At 69.5% G+C, this 16,309-nt stretch carries 17 protein-coding genes; 8 read left to right on the top strand and 9 right to left on the bottom strand.

Annotation, left to right across the window (positions count from 1 at the left end; translation table 11 throughout):
• Nucleotides 1-26: 26 nt before the first annotated feature.
• The 9 genes from ACTJI8_RS18855 to ACTJI8_RS18815 all read right to left on the bottom strand — a co-directional run bounded on the left by ACTJI8_RS18855 (nucleotide 27) and on the right by ACTJI8_RS18815 (nucleotide 7,886).
• A complete protein-coding gene (locus ACTJI8_RS18855) occupies nucleotides 27-869 on the bottom strand; it encodes a DUF6597 domain-containing transcriptional factor (RefSeq protein ID WP_440734978.1) in 843 nt (280 codons plus the stop codon).
• A gap of 6 nt (nucleotides 870-875) precedes the next feature.
• A complete protein-coding gene (locus ACTJI8_RS18850) occupies nucleotides 876-1,298 on the bottom strand; it encodes a hypothetical protein (RefSeq protein ID WP_440734977.1) in 423 nt (140 codons plus the stop codon).
• Between the two features lie 2 nt (nucleotides 1,299-1,300).
• Entirely contained in the window at nucleotides 1,301-1,897 is a 597-nt protein-coding gene (locus tag ACTJI8_RS18845; RefSeq protein ID WP_440734976.1) for a TetR/AcrR family transcriptional regulator, read from the bottom strand.
• Between the two features lie 53 nt (nucleotides 1,898-1,950).
• The gene (locus ACTJI8_RS18840) at nucleotides 1,951-2,865 is read right to left on the bottom strand and encodes an NAD-dependent epimerase/dehydratase family protein (protein WP_440734975.1); all 915 of its coding nucleotides are present in this window, start codon (nucleotides 2,863-2,865) and stop codon (nucleotides 1,951-1,953) included.
• A complete protein-coding gene (locus tag ACTJI8_RS18835) occupies nucleotides 2,862-3,488 on the bottom strand; it encodes a dihydrofolate reductase family protein (protein ID WP_440734974.1) in 627 nt (208 codons plus the stop codon). Before ACTJI8_RS18835 ends, ACTJI8_RS18840 begins: the two co-directional genes overlap by 4 nt.
• 129 nt (nucleotides 3,489-3,617) lie before the next feature.
• The gene (locus tag ACTJI8_RS18830) at nucleotides 3,618-4,709 is read right to left on the bottom strand and encodes a metallophosphoesterase family protein (RefSeq protein WP_440734973.1); all 1,092 of its coding nucleotides are present in this window, start codon (nucleotides 4,707-4,709) and stop codon (nucleotides 3,618-3,620) included.
• 239 nt (nucleotides 4,710-4,948) lie between these two features.
• Entirely contained in the window at nucleotides 4,949-6,049 is a 1,101-nt protein-coding gene (locus ACTJI8_RS18825) for an ABC transporter substrate-binding protein (RefSeq protein WP_440734972.1), read from the bottom strand.
• A 68-nt stretch (nucleotides 6,050-6,117) separates the two neighbouring features.
• Nucleotides 6,118-7,032 (bottom strand): ABC transporter permease, encoded by a 915-nt coding sequence (locus ACTJI8_RS18820; protein WP_440734971.1) that lies wholly within the window; start codon nucleotides 7,030-7,032, stop codon nucleotides 6,118-6,120.
• Nucleotides 7,029-7,886, bottom strand: coding sequence for an ABC transporter ATP-binding protein (locus ACTJI8_RS18815; RefSeq protein WP_440734970.1), 858 nt, complete (start codon nucleotides 7,884-7,886; stop codon nucleotides 7,029-7,031). The genes ACTJI8_RS18820 and ACTJI8_RS18815 overlap by 4 nt, the downstream gene beginning before the upstream one ends.
• Nucleotides 7,887-8,073: 187 nt before the next feature.
• Between ACTJI8_RS18815 and ACTJI8_RS18810 the strand changes: the two genes are divergently transcribed.
• From ACTJI8_RS18810 to ACTJI8_RS18775, 8 genes are all read left to right on the top strand, one after another.
• Nucleotides 8,074-9,813: an ATP-binding protein gene (locus ACTJI8_RS18810; RefSeq protein WP_440734969.1), complete on the top strand. Its 1,740-nt coding sequence runs from the start codon at nucleotides 8,074-8,076 to the stop codon at nucleotides 9,811-9,813.
• A complete protein-coding gene (locus ACTJI8_RS18805) occupies nucleotides 9,810-10,538 on the top strand; it encodes a response regulator (RefSeq protein WP_440734968.1) in 729 nt (242 codons plus the stop codon). Before ACTJI8_RS18810 ends, ACTJI8_RS18805 begins: the two co-directional genes overlap by 4 nt.
• A gap of 49 nt (nucleotides 10,539-10,587) precedes the next feature.
• Entirely contained in the window at nucleotides 10,588-11,322 is a 735-nt protein-coding gene (locus tag ACTJI8_RS18800; protein ID WP_440734967.1) for a FadR/GntR family transcriptional regulator, read from the top strand.
• Between the two features lie 285 nt (nucleotides 11,323-11,607).
• The gene (locus ACTJI8_RS18795; RefSeq protein WP_440734966.1) at nucleotides 11,608-13,353 is read left to right on the top strand and encodes a dihydroxyacetone kinase family protein; all 1,746 of its coding nucleotides are present in this window, start codon (nucleotides 11,608-11,610) and stop codon (nucleotides 13,351-13,353) included.
• Nucleotides 13,354-13,378: 25 nt separating this feature from the next.
• The gene (locus ACTJI8_RS18790) at nucleotides 13,379-13,849 is read left to right on the top strand and encodes a ribose-5-phosphate isomerase (RefSeq protein ID WP_440734965.1); all 471 of its coding nucleotides are present in this window, start codon (nucleotides 13,379-13,381) and stop codon (nucleotides 13,847-13,849) included.
• A gap of 26 nt (nucleotides 13,850-13,875) precedes the next feature.
• A complete protein-coding gene (locus ACTJI8_RS18785; RefSeq protein WP_440734964.1) occupies nucleotides 13,876-14,658 on the top strand; it encodes a triose-phosphate isomerase family protein in 783 nt (260 codons plus the stop codon).
• Nucleotides 14,655-15,449: a sugar phosphate isomerase/epimerase family protein gene (locus ACTJI8_RS18780; RefSeq protein WP_440734963.1), complete on the top strand. Its 795-nt coding sequence runs from the start codon at nucleotides 14,655-14,657 to the stop codon at nucleotides 15,447-15,449. The genes ACTJI8_RS18785 and ACTJI8_RS18780 overlap by 4 nt, the downstream gene beginning before the upstream one ends.
• Nucleotides 15,446-16,309 carry a phosphogluconate dehydrogenase C-terminal domain-containing protein gene (locus tag ACTJI8_RS18775; RefSeq protein WP_440734962.1) on the top strand — a complete coding sequence of 288 codons (864 nt, stop codon included), beginning with the start codon at nucleotides 15,446-15,448 and terminating at the stop codon, nucleotides 16,307-16,309. The genes ACTJI8_RS18780 and ACTJI8_RS18775 overlap by 4 nt, the downstream gene beginning before the upstream one ends.

Raw genomic sequence — 16,309 nt, 5'->3', positions numbered from 1 at the left:
GAGCTAAATAGCGAACAATGCACTGCTCACGCATCCACCGCACGGACACCGCCGAACCGCCCGGCGAGGAACGGACGGTACGACGCGGAGTGGTCGTGTCCGCAGGCGCAGCGTTCGACGTCGCCGTGCAGCAGCTCGCGGGGCGTCTGCCCGGTGAGGCGAAAGCACTCTCGGCTCAAATGCGCCTGGTCCGCATACCCGGCGTCCACCGCCAGGCCGGCGATGCCGTCGACGCCGACGCGTCCGCTGGGCGTCGCACCCGCCTGGGCGAGGGCGAGGAACCCCTGGAACCGAAGGGTGCGCTGCAGCACCTTGGGGCTGAGCCCGACCACGCTCAGCGATCGCCGCCGCAGCTGACTCTCCGACAGCCCCACGTCTGCGGCGACCGCGCCGACCTCGACCGGACGCCAGGGCATCAGCGCCTCGACCGCGGCGCGCAGCAGAGGATCAGCCGCCCTGCCGACCCGGAATCGCTGCAGCAGGAACGCCTCGAGCAGAGCGATCCCTCGGTCGACGGCGCCGGACGCGGCGACATCGTCGAGCAGACGTTCGGCAAGGTCGCCCCACACCTCCACAAGGGGCACGCTCTGGTCGACGAGCTCCTCGAACGGCATCGGCAGCGGCGGTGCACCGCCCGGGCGGAACCGCACGCCGAGGATCGTGGTGCCCGGCGGGATGACCTCGAGCCGATGCCCCGTGAGCGGGCCGAGCAGCCGCGCCGGCCCGCCGACCGCCACGTGGATCTCCACCCCACCGGTGGGCAGATGACGGTGGACGGCGGGCGCGTCGCCGACGTACTGCACCCAGATCGTGCGCACCACCCCGGCGAGCGCCGCACTCGGCGCCCGCTCGCGGTAGGTGTCGGCCATCGCGCTTCAGTTCTCCTTGGGGAACGCCGCTCGCGTCTGGCGGCGGTTCAGCAGAACGGCGATCGCGACGATCAGGATCCCGATGAGCCCCTGCTCGATCTTCATCCAGATCGGGTACCCCGAGTCCGGCGAGACGATGATCAGGCCGATCCCGATCGGCGCGATGATCGAGATCCACCGCATCCGCGTGAAGGCCCGACGGCTGCCGCGCGCCGCCGCCCTCGTCACGACGACGAACACGAGGCTCGCCACCGCGACGACCGATCCGCGCAGCCACACCACCCAGTTCACCTCGGCGGGGTCGACGATCGCAAGGACCGCTGCGGCGGCCAGAGCGATCACCGACACCGCGGCGCACAGCCACCACAGCCGGCGCACGGTGTCGAGGGTCGGGCGGACCGCAGCGAGGCGGTCGACGGTGAGAGTCATGATCAAGCTCCTCCTTCCGGGCGAGTGGCCCGGTGATACAGGGCGACGATCTCGTCGATCGCCGCCGCGGTCGCCGCCTCCCCCGACGGCATGGTCATCGCGAATGCGTCGATGGTGGCGCGGATGGAGCGCGCCATCACCAGCGTGTCGAAGACGCGGAACTCGCCCGCCTCCTGCCCCTGCGCGAGAAGCAGCGAGAGCAGCAGCGCCGACGTGTCCTCACGAAGGCCGTTGTCCGCCCGCGGGGCGTTGCGGATGACCTCGATCACGGCGCGCGCGGCCAGCCGGTTGTCGGCGAGGAAGCGCAGGTTGGACCTGAGGTACGCCGCGAGCTTGCCCGCCCACGTCGGCTCCGCCTCCATCGCGGGGACCATGACGGCGGCAGCCTGCTGCACGATGTGCTCGACGAGCGCGCCCATGAGCGCGGCCTTGTCGGCGAAGTGATACGAGATCATGCGAGTGCTGCTGAGCTCGGCGACCTCCCGGATCCGGGCGAACGACGCGGCCGCGAACCCCTGCTCCGCGAGCACCCGCATCGTCGCCTCGATGATCTCGGCGCGGCGCTCCTGCGTCGTGCGGTAAGTGCGCGTCGGTGTCATGAATCCATAATTACTCAATTGAGTAATTTAAGCAAGGATCAATGGATCCCCGGTCAGCGGGCGTTCCCGCGCCGCCACTCGACGTAGTGCGCGACCGCGCCAAATAGATCGAACGCAGGCTCGAAGCCGGTCTCCGTGCGCATCCGGGTGACGTCGAGGTACGGCGCGTCCTCCACTGTCGCCGCCGGTGCGGTCGACTCGATCCCCGCTCCGGGCAGCGCGGCGTTCAGCGCGTCGACGAGCTGGCGAGCGGTGAACGGAACGCCGCTCGACACGTTGTACGCGGTGTGCGCGAGCGAGGGCGCCGTCATGAGCAGCGCGATCGCGCGACCAGAATCCGGCGCGTAGCCGAAGTCCCCGGCGCCGGCGGGCAGCGGGCGTGGACGCTCGCCGCGCAGCACGGCGCTCACGGTCGACGGCACCGGGTTGAACGGCGATTCCGGATCCATCAGCGGCCCCCACGTGCTGCCGATCCGCAGCAGCACCGGATCGACTCCGGTTCCGGACAGGGAGAACAGCGTCAGCGGCTCGACCGCCTTCTTGAAGGCCGCGATCGGATGCGGTGGAACGGCGAGCGGCAACGCGAGGTCCTCCGTCCATGGTCGCTCGCCTCGGCCCTCGTAGGAGCTGATGCTGCCGGCGACGGCGAAGCGGTCGACGCCCCAGGTCCGCGCCGCCTCGAGCGCGGTGAACAAGGCCGCTGAATCGCGCCGGAAATACGGGATCGGATCCGGTTCCGGAATGCTGCCGGCGAGGTGGACGATGCCGCCGATGTCGTACCGGTCGCCGAGCGCGAGGAACGCATCGCGGTCGGCCACGTCCACGGTCTCGACGATGACCCGGCCAGCGAGGAACGAGGGCACGTCGGAGCGCCGATGCGCGGTGATCACCACCTCCTCGCCGAGGTCGGCCAGGGCGGCCGCCGTGTGGGCGCCGATCATCCCGAGCCCACCGGTGACGAGAATCATCGCGCGTCCTCCCCCACCGCGGCACGTCCGGCGTGCTCGACGAGATAGTGCAAGTGCGTGACGTCGGGTGCGGCCACCACCTCGTGGATCCGCAGCGCGATGTGCTGCGGAAGCTCGTAAAAGAAGCGACGGCCGGCGCCCAGCAGCACGGGCACCTGGTGCAGGATGAGCTCGTCGACCAGCCCGGCCTTGAGCGCCTCCGTGGCGAGCACACCACCCATGAGCCCCACGTCCTTGCCGTCGGCGAGGGCCTTCGCCGTGCCCACGGCATCGGTGAGCCCCGTGCTCACGATGGTCTGACGCGCGTTCGCCGGCGGGAACGCCTCATGCGACAGCACGACGAGCGGAGCAGTGGGATGCGGCGCCCCGCCGGCGAAGTCATCGGAGTCGGAGTAGGTGGTGCGCCCGGCCAGGCTCGCGCCGACGCGCGACGCGAGTGCATCGAACACTCGCGCGCTCGGAGCGGACAGCCGGAACCCGGCGAACACGGTGCTCGGCACGTCGCCGCTGCCGTACCAGTCGAACAGCACCCCGCCGTCGCCGAGTCCGTGCCCTGGTCGCGGATCGCGGCCCGTGATGAATCCGTCGACGGAGACGGACAGACCGCAGATGACCTTGCTCATGATCGAACCTCCTGCTCGTGGATGACTCCGACGATAGAAAGGACCACCGGGCAGGCGATTGAACAGAACGCGCATGACGAAGGGCCGGAGATCCGCTCGGGGATCATCCGGCCCTTCGTCAGCTGTGGGTCAGGACCACTGCGTGGACAGCGGGATCCGGATCTGCTTCATCCACTCCTTGCGCTGGAAGTCGCGCGCCTTGATCGTCACGGAGGCGGCGCCGACCTCGACCTGGAGGCCCTGGTTGAACCCGCCGGGCACGACGGACTCGCCGCCCGAGCCGTTGTCGGTCCAGCCGGTCTGGACGGCACCGGTGTTCACCACGTTGAAGCCGTCGAGGTTGCCCGTGCCCGCGACGATCCGGCGCGCGTACCAGTCGGAGAGCGCCAGATCCCAGTGCGTGTGCCCGGTGAACAGGAACACGTCGGGGTGGCGACCCAGCAGATCAAGCACACGGTCGGTCTGCAGGTAGTCGGACATGTAGAGCTTGTTCCGCGAGCCCGAGACCGTGTTCGGCAGCGGGTGGTGGCTGATCACCATGACGGGGCGCTTGCGGTCGCGCCAGTACCAGAGCCTGTCCTCGAGCCAGGCGAACTGCGCATCGCTCATCCACACCTCATCCCAGAGGGTGGCGTCGTGGTAGTGCATGTACTTCTCGGTGCCGATCATCAGCACGGGCACGTCGCCGAAGACCTGCTCGTTGTAGATCGTGCTGCGACCGGCGAAGTTGTAGAAGCTCTTGAAGAGCGAGTCCTCCGTGGTGCCGTTCGGCCAGGTGGCCTGGGCCAGCGTGTTCGGGTCGGAGTACTTCGGCACGTAGAACTCGTGGTTGCCGATCGCCCACGCGAGCGACTTCGGCGCGGGGTTCGCGGCGAGCACCTTGCTCACCTGCGCGTATTCGAAGTCGTAGCCGCGCGGGGTGATGTCTCCGGCGATCGCGATGCCCTTGCCGCCCGGGTTGATCTGCGCGATGTCCTGCAGCGCCACCGCGAAGTCGGCGAGGTCGCCCTGGATGTCGCTGATGACGTTGAAGGTGGTGACGGATCCGCCACCGTTGCCGTTTCCGTTTCCGTTGTTGCCCTGTCCGTTGCCGTTGCCCGGCCCCGTGCCGTTGCCGTTACCGGCGGGCAGCAGCCGCGCCGAGGCCGATGCGGCCGACTCCACGGCGAGGAGCGCTCCGGCCGCGGCGCCGGAGGTGATGAGTGAGCGTCGAGAGATCACGATGGTCCTTTGCTGTCCGAGGATCGGCTGTCGCTTTCGAGATCAGCAAAGACACCCGAACAGCGCGTGAACGGACGGCGACATCACGGCCTCGATCTGCCGGTTCAGTCGAATCGCCGCGCCGAGTGTGCGCACTGGGCCGGATCCCGCGAGGACCCGCGATCCACGCAAGGATGCCGGGCGCCCCTTGGGGAGCGCCCGGCATCCTTGTTCAACCGTGTGGAGGAGTCGGATCCGGCTCAGCCGTCGGAACCGGCCGCCTTGGTGGTCACCTTCGTGCCGGCGTCCTTGTTGGCCTTCTGCGCGTACTCGTTCGTGAACGTCTTGCTCAGGTCGATCTTGGAGGTGTCCAGGCCGAGCTGCTTCTCCATGTCGAGCACCGTCTTCGGGCCGCCGGCGGGCATGATGCCGTCGGGCAGGAACTGGCCCTTGTCGGTGGTGAGACCGGCGATGTACTGGTCCTTGGTGATCGTGGAGTTGTTGACGTACTCGGCGGGCAGCTTGTTCGCGATGTCCGCCGCGGAGTGCTCGTCGATCCAGTGCATCGTGGCGACCAGGGCGTTGACGACCCGCTGCGTGGCGTCCTTGTGCTTGTTCACGTAGGACGCGTTGCCGATGAGGCCGGCCGCGGGCCACGCCCCGCCGAGCGCCTTCTGCGCGCCCTCGGTGCTGGCGAGGTCGACGACGGAGTGCGCGACGTTCTGCGAGGTGAGCGCCGTCACGGTCGGCTGCGTGGTCATCGCGCAGTCCGCGGAGCCCTGCTTGAGCGCGGCGATCGCCGTCGCACCGGCGTGCACGGCGACGGTCTGGTAGTCGCTCGTGGACACCCCGCCCTTGTGCGCGATGAACTGGGTCAGCTTGTCGGTGCCCGAGCCCAGGTCGGTGACGCCCATGTTCTTGCCCTTGATGTCGGACGCGCTCTTCACGCCGCTCTTGTCGGTGCACATCAGGCGCTCGCCGGGGGCGCCGGAGAGCTGCACGACGTCGATGACCTCCTTGCCCTTCGGCTGCAGCTCGATCGTGTGGTTGTACCAGGCGCCCGCGAAGTCGACCTGGCCGGAGATCATCGCGTCCTCGGCGCCGACGCCGCCGTTCTGCTCCGTGGAGAGCTCGACGTTCACGCCGAACTTCTTGTAGAAGCCGAGCTGGTCGGCGAGCTTGTACGGCAGATAGATCTGCTTGTCGATGCCGCCGACCATGATCTTCACGGTCTCAGGGGCGCCGTTGCCGGCCGCCGTGGTGCTGGATCCGGAGGATCCGGATGTGCTGCCACTGCAGCCTGCGAGACCGAGCATCAGTGCTCCGGCCGCCGCGACGGCGACGATGCCGCGCTTGTTCATGTGGGTTTCCTTTCGTTGCGCCGATCGGGCCGGCGTTCCTGGTGAGGAGGGATTGCGAGGGAGGGAGTTCAGATCGACGAGGCTTCGGACCGCGTCGGCGGGCGCCAGCGCAGCACCCGCTTCTCGAGCAGCGAGATCAGGTACTCGGCGACGAGGGTGAAGACGGCGATGATGACCATGCAGGCGAACACCGTGTTCGGGTCGAAGGATCCCTGGGCCTGGCTGATGATGAGGCCGATGCCGCGCTGCGCGCCGAGCACCTCTGCCACCAGCGCGCCGATGATGGCGAAGCCGAACGCGGTGTGCAGGCTCGCGATGATCCACGTCATCGCGGAGGGGATCGTGACGTGACGGGCGACCTGCAGGGGCGATGCCCCGAGCACCCGCACGTTCGAGACGAGGTTCGGATCCACTTCCCGCACGCCCTGGAAGGCGTTGAAGAAGACGGCGAAGAACACCAGCACCGCGGCCAGGAGCACCTTGGCGGGCATTCCGAGACCGAACGCGACGATGAAGATCGAGCCGAGCACGATGCGCGGGATCGCGTTGATGATCTTGATGTACGGACCGCACACCTCTGCCAGATACCGGTTGCTGCCGAGCAGGATGCCGGCGATCATTCCGGCGAGCGTGCCGACCGCGAAGCCCAGCAGCGCCTCCTGCACCGTGACCCAGAGGTTCTCCCAGATGGATCCGAAAGCCGTACCCACGGTGAACAGGTGCACCAGGCTGTCCCACACCGCGGAGGGCTGGCCGAAGAAGAACTTGTCCACCCAGCCCATGGCCGTGAACAGCTGCCAGCCGCCGATGACGACGACGGCGAGCCCGATCCGGCCGACCCACACCCAGACGGTGTGGCGGCGGCGGGCACGACGTCCCGCGGCCTGCAGTTCGGCCTCGCTCTGCTCGGGTGCGCTCAGCGGGTTCGTGTAGGGACGTCCGGCGGCGTCCGCGGCGGACACCCGCACGGTCGCGGCGGTCATGCTGCCACCGCCGCAGTCTGCGCGTACGCCCGGTCGACCTCTTCGCGCAGGGACTCCCAGATCTGGCCCTGCAGCTCGAGGAAACGACCCTCGTGGCGGATCTGCTGCACGTCGCCGCGGGGGCGGGGCAGGTCGATGTCGAAGACGTTCTTCACGGTGCCGGGGCTCGAGGTCATGATGACGACGCGGTCGGCGAGCGCGACGGCCTCGTCCAGGTCGTGCGTGATGAACAGCACCGACGGCCGCAGCTCTTCCCACAGCTGCAGCAGCTCGGTCTGCATGATCGCCTTGGTCTGCACGTCGAGCGCGCCGAACGGCTCGTCCATGAGCAGGATCCGCGGCCGGTTGATGAGCGCCGCCGCCATCGCGACGCGCTTGCGCATGCCGCCGGAGAGCTGGTGCGGGTAGCGGTCCTCGAAGCCGGCGAGCCCGACGCGGCGCAGCCAATCGAGGGCCAGCACCGTGGCCGCCTTCTTCGGCATGCCGGTGAGCACCGGACCAACCATGACGTTGTTCAGCACGGTCTTCCAGGGGAACAGCGAGTCCGCCTGGAACATGTAGCTGACGCCCTGCGTGATGCCGTCGACGATGCGGCCGCCGACGCTGACGGATCCGGCCGACGGCTTCTCGAGGCCGGAGACCTGCGCGAGCGTGGTCGACTTGCCGCAGCCGGTCGGTCCGACGATCGCGCAGAACTGCCCCGGTTCGACCGTCAGGGTCACGTCGCGGATCGCGGTGAAGGTGTCGCCCTTCGGAGTGAGGAAGCGCTTGGTGAGGCCGACGATCTCGATGCCGGCGGCGGGTCCGCCGGCATCGAGGGTGCGGCCGGCGCCTGGGGAACGTGTGTCGCTCATGGCACGAAGACCTCTCTGTCTGTGTCTGCTCGCCGCGGCGACGACGCCGGGCGATGGATCGATGCTCGCCGCCGGTCCACCTCGCTGTCGCGCTTGCGCGCGTTGCCCGACGTTTCGGGCGTTGCCGCACCTTTTGGGCGTTCTGCGCACGGCCGGCGCCGAGGCTGCGGTGAGAGAATCCGGTGTGATGCGACGACGGATCCGAAGACTGTCGAGCCTGATCCTGCTGGCTCAGGTCGCGATCCTCAGCGCCTCCCTGCTGATCGGGTTCGTGCTGTTCGCCGTCACCGCGCGCGCCAACCTCACCAGCGACTACCAGGACCGCGCCGCGGACATCGCGCAGACCTTCGCCGAGATGACGGCCGTGCAGCACTGCCTCTCCTCCGGAGGCTCCACGTGCGACGGCGACGTGCAGCAGCTCGCCACCGCGACCGAGCAGCGCACGGGTGCCGCCTACGTGGTGGTCATCGACATGGATCGCGTGCGGCACTCGCACCCGAACCCCGACCTCGTGGGGCAGAAGGTGTCGGAGGACGTCGTGGCGCGCGACGGCGCGGTGCACCGCAGCACCGACGTCGGCGCGACCGGCACGACCGCGAACGCGCGCGTGCCGGTGTTCGAGGGCTCCACGCGCACGGTCATCGGCGAGGTGTCGGTCGGCATCAGGGAGTCGAGCGTCGCAGCGGAGCTGCTCGGACAGCTGCCGATATACGCGACCTGGATCGTGCTGGCGTTCGCGATCGGCACGGCGGTGTCGTTCGGGCTCGCGGCGCTGCTGAAGCGCCGCACGTTCGGGCTCGAGCTCGACGAGATCGCCCGGCTGCTGCAGGAGCGCGAGGCGACGCTGCACGGCATCCGGGAAGGCGTGATCGCGATCGATCCCGCCGGGCGGATCACGGTCGTGAACGACGAGGCCCAGCGCCTGCTGCGCCTGCCCGAGGGAGCCCGCGGGCGCCGCCTGGACGACGTGCTCGTGCAGAGCCCGATCCGCGAGGCGCTCACCGGCACGACCGAGGTCAAGGACGCGATCGCCGTGACCGACGCTGGCGTGCTCGTGCTCAACCGCATGCCGGTCACGCTCGCCGGCCGGCCGCACGGCGCCGTGCTCACCCTGCAGGACCGCACCGAGGTGACCGGGCTCACCCAGGAGCTCGACGGCGAGCGCAGCTTCGCCGAGTCGATCCGCGCCCAGCAGCACGAGTTCTCGAACCGCATGCACGCGGTGGCAGGGCTGCTCGAGCTGGGGCGCACCGAGGAGGCGCTGCAGTATCTCAACGAGATCCGCGGCACCTCGGCCGATCTCGACCGCACCCTGCGCACGCACGTGGGCGCGCCCATGATCGTGGGCCTGCTGCTCGGCAAGGCCGCCGAGGCGAACGAGCGCGGCATCGACCTGACGATCGCGCCCGAGACGGATCTCGGATCCGCGTCCGATCGGCTGCCGGCGCTCGTCACCATCCTGGGCAACCTCATCGACAACGCGTTCGACGCTCTGGCCGACTCCCCCGCCCCGCGCCGCGTGACCGTCACGATCGTGGAGACCCCCGAGGCCTTGACCGTGCGCGTCGCCGACAACGGGCCCGGTGTGCCGGATGGCTCCGTGCCGCGCATCTTCGAGAGCGGCTACACGACCAAGCGCGGCTCGCTGGCCCGGCACGGCGGGCTGGGCCTGTCGCTGGTGCACACGACCGCCTCCCGGCTGGGCGGCACGGTGTCGGTGACGAGCGATGGCGGCGCCGCGTTCACCGTGGTGATCCCCCGCCCCGCCGAGTCCGCCTCGGGGTCGTTGAGCGAGGACGCCGAAGGCGACCGAGACGAAACGTCGCCTCCCCGAGATCACCGCGTTTCGTCTCTGCGTTTCGACTCGCCTACGGCTCGCTCAACGACCATCGCTCGCTCAACGACCGAGTCCGGAGGGTCGCGATGACCGCCTCTGAGTCCACTGTCCTGGTCGTCGACGATGACTTCCGCGTCGCGAGCGTGCACGTCGGTTTCGTCGAAGCCGTGCCCGGCTTCCGCGTGGTGGGACAGGCCGGATCCGCCGCCGAGGCATTGCGGCAGGCGCGGGAGCTGCGTCCCGACCTGGTGCTGATGGACGTCTACCTCCCCGACGGCGACGGACTCGACGTCGTGCGGCAGCTGCTCGCGGATCCGGATCCTTCGACGGGCTCAGGGACCGCGCCCGCGGTGATCGTGATCTCCGCCGCGAACGACCTCGCCACCGTGCGGCGGGCCGTGCAGCTCGGCGCACTGCACTACCTCGTGAAGCCGTTCGGGTTCGCCGAGCTGGCCGAGCGCCTCACCGCGTTCCGGCATGCTCAGGAGCGGATCGCCGCGCTCGGCGATGAGGCCACCCAGGACGACGTGAACCGGCTCTTCGACCTGCTGCGCCCGGCGCCTGCACCCGCGGCGGCGCCCGAGGAGGGCCGCCGGCTCGCCCCCACCCTCCAGGCGGTGCTCGACGCGGTGGCCGCGCGGCGCACCGACGTGTCTGCGCAGGAGATCGCGACGGCGATCGGCATCAGTCGCACGACGGCGCAGCGCGCACTCACGCAGCTCGAGCAGTCCGGCCTCGTGCGCCTCGAGCTGCGCTACGGCAGCACCGGCCGCCCGGAGCACCGCTATGTGGTGCGGACGTCGCGTCCCCGCTGAGCCGAGGCCGGGACAGCCAACCGGTTGACTTCTGTCGTACCCTGAGGCCATGCCTGCGTACCCCACCGACCAGTCGGACGGCATCGCCGCCGCGCTCGGAACGATCGACAGCAACTCCCCCGTGTCAGAGGTCACCCGCCGCCTACTCGACCTGTTCACGAGCGGATCGATCGAGCCTGGCACGCGCCTGCCACCGGAGCGGCAGATCGCGACGAACCTCGGAGTCGGCCGTTCGGCAGTGCGCGAAGCCCTTGCCGCGTTGGAGATCCTCGGCATCGTGAGCGTGAGGCCCGGGTCCGGCACTTATCTGCGCGGCCTCGCCAGTGACCTGCTGCCGAACACACTCAGCTGGGGTCTGCTCATCGGACGGGAGCGGACCGGGGAGCTTCTGGAGGTGCGCGCAGGACTGGAGATCTACGTCGCTCGTCTCGCCGCACTGCGGCAGAACGAACGCGAACTCGAGAGGGTCGAGAAGGCGCTCGACCAGATGCGTGCGTCCACGGACGATCTGAAGGCCTTCGCCAAGGCCGACCGCGACTTCCACGACAGACTCGCCGCGGCCGCCGGCAACGGCCTGCTCGTGGATCAGCTCGACGTCGTGCGCAGCCTGTTGCAGGTCTACGCGAATCGCGCCGTCCAGACCACCGAGGACGCCCTCATCGCCCAAGCCGAGCACGAGGCCATCCACGCGGCGATCCGAAGTGGCGACGACGACGCGGCGGCCTCGGCGATGGCAGTGCACATGACGACCGCGAGCAGGCGCATCGCGGCTGCCGGAGACTGACCTCCGCCCCGATCTCGCCGCGACGAGAGCGGCGACCCGCACTGCCGGGTCGCCGATCTCGTCGCGCCTGCAGGGCGGACGGAATGCAGGCCCGGGGCGGCCCGCCGAGACTTCCGCACCTGCTTCCGCCGCCTATCACGTCTCGCGATCCCGAGATCGGGACTTGCAATTGGTCAACCGGTTGGACACAATGGACAGCGGAGTCATCGTCGATCGATTCGGAGCCACCGTGGACCTCCCCACCTCATCCCCCCTCTCGCCGGCCTCCGCGGACGGAGTCCTGCGATGACCCGCCTCTGGAACGATCCCGCCGATTTCGCGGACGAGATGATCGACGGGTTCGTCGCCGCGAATCGGCGCAGCGTCCGGCGCATTCCGGGCGGGGTCGCGCGCAGCACTGCAGTCCCCGCCGGTCAGGTCGCGGTCGTGGTGGGCGGCGGATCCGGTCACTACCCCGCCTTCGGAGGGCTGGTCGGCCCCGGCCTCGCACACGGCGCCGCGATGGGAAACCTCTTCGCCTCGCCCTCCGCCCAGCAGGTGCACGCGGTCGCGAAGACCGCGCACGCAGGGGGCGGGATCCTGCTCGCCTACGGCAACTACGCCGGCGACGTGCTGAACTTCGACGCCGCGCAGGAGCGTCTGCGCGCCGAAGGCATCTCGTGCGACACCGTGACCGTCACTGACGACATCTCGAGCGCCCCAGCCACGGAGCGCCACCGGCGCCGTGGCATCGCCGGCGACCTCACCGTCTTCCGCAGTGCGGCCGCGGCCGCCGAGGCCGGCTACGATCTCGCCGGCGTCGTGCGGATCGCGCGCCTCGCGAATGACCGCACGCGGTCGTTCGGCGTCGCCTTCAGCGGCTGCACGCTGCCGGGTGCGGAAGCTCCCCTGTTCTCCGTTCCGGAAGGACGGATGGCGGTCGGTCTCGGCATCCACGGCGAACCCGGCACCGACGAGGTCGATGTGCCGACGGCCGACGAACTTGCGACGCTGCTGGTTTCCCGCCTCCTGGAGGAGCTCCCTGACGACGTCGAGGCCCGGGGCGCACGGGCGATCCCGATTCTGAACGGGCTCGGATCCCTGAAGTACGAGGAGATGTTCGTCGTCTACCGCCGGATCGCGCAGCTGCTCTCGAGCGCCGGGGTCGAGATCGTGGATCCGCACGTCGGGGAGTACTGCACGAGCTTCGACATGGCAGGGACCTCGCTCACGCTGTTCTGGCCGGACGAGGAGCTCGCCGCGCTCTGGGAGACGCCCGTCGAAACGCCCGCGTATCGCCGCGGAGCCGTAGACCCGGCCGCGCTGGCGCTGCCGCACGACTCGGGACACGACGGATCTGCTGATGTCGTCGCAGAAGAGGCCCCGACGTCCGACCCGGCATCGCGTTCCGCTGCGGAGCGTGTCGGCGCCGTTCTCGAGGTGATCGTGACGACCATCGACGCGCACGTCGACGAGCTCGGCCGGATCGACGCCGTTGCGGGCGACGGCGACCACGGCATCGGGATGCAGCGGGGATCGCACGCGGCATTCGTCGCCGGCACCGCCGCCATCCGCGCCGCTGCCGGCGCCGGCACCACGCTGGCCCGCGCCGCGGATGCCTGGTCCGATCGCGCCGGCGGCACATCCGGCGCGCTCTGGGGCGTCATCCTCACCGCGATCGCGAGCCGGCTCGGCGACGAGGGGTTCCCGGATGCCGCGACGGTCGCGGCCGGCGTCGCCGCGGGATCCGCCGGGGTGAGGGCCTACGGCAAGGCCGAGATCGGCGACAAGACGCTCGTGGATGCCCTTGTGCCGTTCGCCGACGTACTGAACTCGGAGACGGAAGCCGGGGCATCCCTCGCCGACGCCTGGAGCACGGCCGCCGCAGCAGCCACCTCTGCGGCAGCAGCCACCGCGGACCTGCTGCCACGCATGGGCCGCGCACGCACTCACGGCCTGCACAGCCTCGGCACGCCCGACCCCGGCGCGCACTCGCTTGCCCTCATCGTGACGGCCGTCGGCGAGCTGCTCGCCGACGGCTCCCGCGCCTGACGCGAAGACCACCCAGGGAGACATCATGACCAAACCGTTGCGTATCATCATCGGATCCGACGACGCCGGATACGAATACAAGGAAGCACTCAAGCGCGACCTCGAGGCGAGCGCCGAGGTGGCCGGCGTCATCGACGTCGGCGTGGACGGCGACGGCCACACCGCGTACCCGAAGGTCGCGATCGAGGCGGCGGAAAGGGTCGCCCGTGGTGAGGCCGACCGTGCACTGCTGTTCTGCGGGACCGGCCTCGGCGTCGCGATCGCCGCGAACAAAGTCCCGGGCATCCGCGCGGTGACCGCGCACGACAGCTTCTCAGTCGAGCGCGGGGTGCTCTCCAATGACGCGCAAGTGCTCACCATGGGACAGCGCGTGATCGGGCTGGAGCTCGCTCGTCGCCTGGTGCGAGAGTGGCTCACCTACCGGTTCGATGCGTCCTCCGCCTCGGCCGCGAAGGTCGCGGTCATCGGCGAGTACGAGTCGACAGGGAGCTGCTGACACCCATGCGACGAGTGGCGGTAGGGGTGAGTCTCAAGGCGTACTTCGGGCGTGCGCAGGCCCGAGCGTGGTTCGCGCAGGTCTCCGAGCAGCTACGGGATCACGCAGCGCTGCGAGATCCGCACGTCGACGTGTTCGTGATCCCCTCCTACCTTCAGTTCGACGATGCTGCAGCCGGGCTGTCAGGCATGGGCATCGCGCTGGGCGCTCAGGACGTCTCCCCCTTCGGCCCCGGGCCCTACACGGGCGAGATCTCAGCGGACGAGCTCATGGAATCCGGTGCGTCGTTCGCCGAGATCGGCCATGCCGAGCGACGACGCCTGCTCAGCGAGTCGCACCAGCTCGTCGCCGCCAAGGCCGCCGCCAGTCTGCGGGCGGGTCTGGTCCCTGTGCTCTGCCTCGGGGAGGAGGAATCGCAGGATCCGTCGCAGGCCGCTGCTTCCGTTCTGGCCCAACTCCACGCGGACCTCACGGGAGCGCCGCAAGGGGCCGTCATCGTCGCCTATGAGCCGGTCTGGGCCATCGGCGCGACCGCGCCGGCGCCCGTCGAGCACGTCGCAGTCGTGACCCGCGCGCTGATCGCTGCGCTCGAGGCCGACCCCGCTCGGTCCGGAAGTCTGGTCATCTATGGAGGCGCCGCAGGTCCCGGCCTGCTGACCGCGCTCGGCGACGGCGTCGACGGACTCTTCCTGGGCCGCTTTGCGCACGAACCCGCCGGATTCGCGGCCGTGCTGGACGAGGCCGTCGCCCTGGCCGCTGCGCGTCGGGCACGCCTCACGCCCCCTCCGATGCGGGAGGCCGAGAGATGATCGGCCTCGGCACCTACGCCTTCCTCTGGCAGCACTCCGAGCTCGCGCCCGACCCGCTGTCGCTCATCGGCGCCTTCGAAGCCACCCGAGCTCTCGACGTCGACGTGTTCCAGATCTGCGACTACACGCCGCTGGACGGGATGGACCGGCAGGAGCTCCGCGATACCGCCGACGCAGCGCGCGACTTGGGGCTGACAGTCCAGCTGGGCACGAGGGGGATCGAACCGGCGCGACTCTCGCACTACCTCGGCGTCGCAGACGTGTTCGATGCACGGCTCGTGCGCAGCATGCTGTTCAGCCCGGACTCCCGCCCGTCGGTTTCGGAGGCCGCGACCTGGCTGCGGCAGGCCCTTCCCGCTTTCGAGGAGCAAGGCGTGACGCTGGCTCTGGAGACGTATGAGCAGGTCGCAACGGCCGATCTCATCGCTCTCGTCGAAGGTCTCAACAGCGATCGGCTCGGGATCTGCCTCGATCCGGCCAACGTCGTCGCCCGTCTCGAGCGGCCCCGCGACTGCGTAGAACAGGCGGCGCACCTCGTGAAGAACGTCCACGTCAAAGACTTCGCCTTCACGCGCCGCCCCGGCTGGGTCGGCTTCGACTACGGCGGGGCACGCATGGGCGAAGGACTGCACGACTACGCGTATCTGCTGCGAACCGTGCGTCCCCGCGAGCGCGGGATCGACGAGATCGTCGAGCACTGGCTGAGCTGGCAGGGCGACGCCGAAACCACCATCCGAACCGAGCGGGAATGGACCCGCACCACTCTGGAACATCTGAGGAGCACGAAATGACCACCACCGACGCCCAGTATCGGGTCGCCGTGATCGGGGCAGGCGGCAAGATGGGCATGCGCGTCTCGAACAACCTCGTGACGACGGATCATGTCGTCGCGTATGTCGAGAACTCGCCGACCGGCCAGCAGCGCACGATCGATGCGGGCCGCGAGCTCACGGACGCCGGCACGGCGGTGTCGGACGCCGACATCGTCGTGTTCGCCGTCCCGGACCTCGCGCTGCAGGCGGTCACCGCCGACCTCGTGCCTCGGATGAAGCCCGGTGCGATCGCCCTGACGCTCGACCCGGCGGCCGCCTACGCAGGCCTGCTCACCGATCGTGACGACGTGATCCGTGCCGTTGCGCACCCCTGCCATCCGTCGATCTTCCTCGAGCGCACCACCCCGGAGGAGTATGCCGATACCTTCGGAGGGATCGCCGCCCCGCAGGACGCGATCGCCGCGATCGAGTCCGACGACCCCGCCAAGAAGGACATCGTCGAAGCGACCGTGAGAGCGATCTACGCCCCCGTGCTCGACGTGCACTTCGTCACGATCAAACAGCTCGCTCAGCTCGAGCCGACCCTCGTCGAGACCGTGGCCTGCATGATCGGGGCGCTGCTGAACGAGGCGCTGCACGAGACCGTGCACACCATGGGCGTCCCGGAACCCGCAGCCCGCAGCATCCTCTACGGCCACACGCAGGTCGCTCTCGCCAACGGTCTCCGCGGCGACAATCCGTTCAGCGACGCCTGCCTCATCGCGATGGACTACGGTCGCGAGAGCATCATCAAGAATGACTGGAAGAAGATCTTCCGGGACGACGAGCTCGACAGGAATCTCGCACGCATGCTGCATCTGGACCACATCGAGCGCTGA

This window comes from Microbacterium sp. 22303, assembly GCF_052045265.1.
In the GTDB taxonomy this organism is placed as follows: Bacteria; Actinomycetota; Actinomycetes; order Actinomycetales; family Microbacteriaceae; genus Microbacterium.
Note: the sequence above shows the minus strand (reverse complement) of the source record. Positions and strands in the feature narration are given on the sequence as shown.

What these genes read in the sequence shown, in the direction of transcription:
- ACTJI8_RS18805 (WP_440734968.1), top strand. Translation starts at nt 9,810, where the DNA reads ATGACCGCCTCTGAGTCCACTGTCCTGGTCGTCGACGATGACTTCCGC.
- ACTJI8_RS18800 (WP_440734967.1), top strand. Translation starts at nt 10,588, where the DNA reads ATGCCTGCGTACCCCACCGACCAGTCGGACGGCATCGCCGCCGCGCTC.
- ACTJI8_RS18790 (WP_440734965.1), top strand. Translation starts at nt 13,379, where the DNA reads ATGACCAAACCGTTGCGTATCATCATCGGATCCGACGACGCCGGATAC.
- ACTJI8_RS18835 (WP_440734974.1), bottom strand. Translation starts at nt 3,488, where the DNA reads ATGAGCAAGGTCATCTGCGGTCTGTCCGTCTCCGTCGACGGATTCATC.
- ACTJI8_RS18810 (WP_440734969.1), top strand. Translation starts at nt 8,074, where the DNA reads ATGCGACGACGGATCCGAAGACTGTCGAGCCTGATCCTGCTGGCTCAG.
- ACTJI8_RS18780 (WP_440734963.1), top strand. Translation starts at nt 14,655, where the DNA reads ATGATCGGCCTCGGCACCTACGCCTTCCTCTGGCAGCACTCCGAGCTC.
- ACTJI8_RS18815 (WP_440734970.1), bottom strand. Translation starts at nt 7,886, where the DNA reads ATGAGCGACACACGTTCCCCAGGCGCCGGCCGCACCCTCGATGCCGGC.
- ACTJI8_RS18795 (WP_440734966.1), top strand. Translation starts at nt 11,608, where the DNA reads ATGACCCGCCTCTGGAACGATCCCGCCGATTTCGCGGACGAGATGATC.
- ACTJI8_RS18840 (WP_440734975.1), bottom strand. Translation starts at nt 2,865, where the DNA reads ATGATTCTCGTCACCGGTGGGCTCGGGATGATCGGCGCCCACACGGCG.
- ACTJI8_RS18775 (WP_440734962.1), top strand. Translation starts at nt 15,446, where the DNA reads ATGACCACCACCGACGCCCAGTATCGGGTCGCCGTGATCGGGGCAGGC.
- ACTJI8_RS18855 (WP_440734978.1), bottom strand. Translation starts at nt 869, where the DNA reads ATGGCCGACACCTACCGCGAGCGGGCGCCGAGTGCGGCGCTCGCCGGG.
- ACTJI8_RS18820 (WP_440734971.1), bottom strand. Translation starts at nt 7,032, where the DNA reads ATGACCGCCGCGACCGTGCGGGTGTCCGCCGCGGACGCCGCCGGACGT.
- ACTJI8_RS18845 (WP_440734976.1), bottom strand. Translation starts at nt 1,897, where the DNA reads ATGACACCGACGCGCACTTACCGCACGACGCAGGAGCGCCGCGCCGAG.
- ACTJI8_RS18825 (WP_440734972.1), bottom strand. Translation starts at nt 6,049, where the DNA reads ATGAACAAGCGCGGCATCGTCGCCGTCGCGGCGGCCGGAGCACTGATG.
- ACTJI8_RS18850 (WP_440734977.1), bottom strand. Translation starts at nt 1,298, where the DNA reads ATGACTCTCACCGTCGACCGCCTCGCTGCGGTCCGCCCGACCCTCGAC.